The organism is Bacteroides reticulotermitis JCM 10512 (genome assembly GCF_000517545.1).
GTDB lineage: Bacteria > Bacteroidota > Bacteroidia > Bacteroidales > Bacteroidaceae > Bacteroides > Bacteroides reticulotermitis.
Genome location: NZ_BAIV01000084.1, coordinates 1 through 1,278, shown reverse-complemented (window position 1 = coordinate 1,278; position 1,278 = coordinate 1). Strand labels below are relative to the sequence as shown.

Sequence of the window (1,278 nt, the reverse complement as noted above, 5' to 3'; positions counted from 1 at the left end):
GGCTAAATATACGAATAAAAGACGATTCTGTCAAATAAAACCACCGGAAAACACGTCAAAAACGGACATTAACAGACAAAAAAGTACATTAACCGACATCATCGGACAAAGAAGGACATCCCCCCTCAGCCCTGCCGTATCTTTGTAGTGTCAGAAGCAAGGAACCACTTCCGGCCTAAAGAATAAGTTTAAAAACAATCAATCAAAAAGTAAAAAAGTTATGGCAAAAGTATTTCCATTTACCAGCGTACTCCGTCGGAATATGTTGGAGAAAGAAAAACCCGATTTGTACTACGCGCTTGCCAAACGCAACGGCGAAGTAGACATCAACGAATTGGCAGAACGCATCCAGCGTTCGTGTACCGTCAACTGGGCAGACGTATTGTGCGTGCTGCGCGCCCTCCAAACGGAGATGATCGAGAGTTTCCGAAAGGGCGAGGTAGTCCGTCTGGGCGATCTGGGATCATTCTTCGTCACCCTGCGAAGTTCAGGCACACTCATCCTCAAAGATGTAAAAGAGGGAATCATCAAAGGCGCACGTGTCCGTTTCCGTCCCGGAAAAGAGATCAAGGACGCCATGAAAACGCTGACGTACAGCAAGTTCAAACAAGAAGGAGAGAAAGAAGATCCCGAGGACCCCGGCGACGGTGGCGGAGAAGCACCCGACCCAACCATCTGACCAACAACCGTAGAGGAGAAAATGCCATGAGGAAGATTAACCAAATCGTTATCCATTGCTCCGCCACACGGGCAGATCGCACCCTCACACCGGACGATCTGGAGACGATGCACCGGCGGCGTGGATTCAAAGGGATAGGCTATCACTACTACATCCGCAAGGATGGAACGGTGCACCTCACACGCCCCATCGAACGCATCGGTGCACACGCCCGGGGGTGGAACAGCAACAGCATCGGCATCTGCTACGAAGGCGGACTGGACTGCGGGGGACGCCCGGCAGACACCCGGACGCCGGAACAGCGCACCTCTCTCCGGCTACTGGTCGGCCAACTACTCACTCAATTTCCCGGCAGCCGAGTGTGCGGACATCGCGATCTCTCACCCGACCTCAACCGGAATGGAGAAGTAGAACCGGAAGAGTGGATCAAGGCCTGCCCCTGCTTCGATGTGCAGGCGGAGTTCGGCACCCCGTCCACTACCTAAAAGCATCAGTTTTCAACAGAAGCCATCCCCCGGGCGACGGCATAAGGTTAAGAAGAATTCAGGAAACAATCAACATTTAAAACGCTCGAAAGGAGGTGTATAAAGTTATGGCAG

The 1,278-nt window shown here is 52.0% G+C and carries 2 protein-coding genes; both read left to right on the top strand.

Annotated elements, in window-relative coordinates; translation table 11 throughout:
- Nucleotides 1–220: 220 nt before the first annotated feature.
- The gene (locus JCM10512_RS21025) at nt 221–679 is read left to right on the top strand and encodes an HU family DNA-binding protein (RefSeq protein ID WP_044165925.1); all 459 of its coding nucleotides are present in this window, start codon (nt 221–223) and stop codon (nt 677–679) included.
- A gap of 26 nt (nt 680–705) precedes the next feature.
- Nucleotides 706–1,164 carry an N-acetylmuramoyl-L-alanine amidase gene (locus JCM10512_RS21020; RefSeq protein ID WP_044165921.1) on the top strand — a complete coding sequence of 153 codons (459 nt, stop codon included), beginning with the start codon at nt 706–708 and terminating at the stop codon, nt 1,162–1,164.
- Nucleotides 1,165–1,278 lie beyond the last annotated feature (114 nt).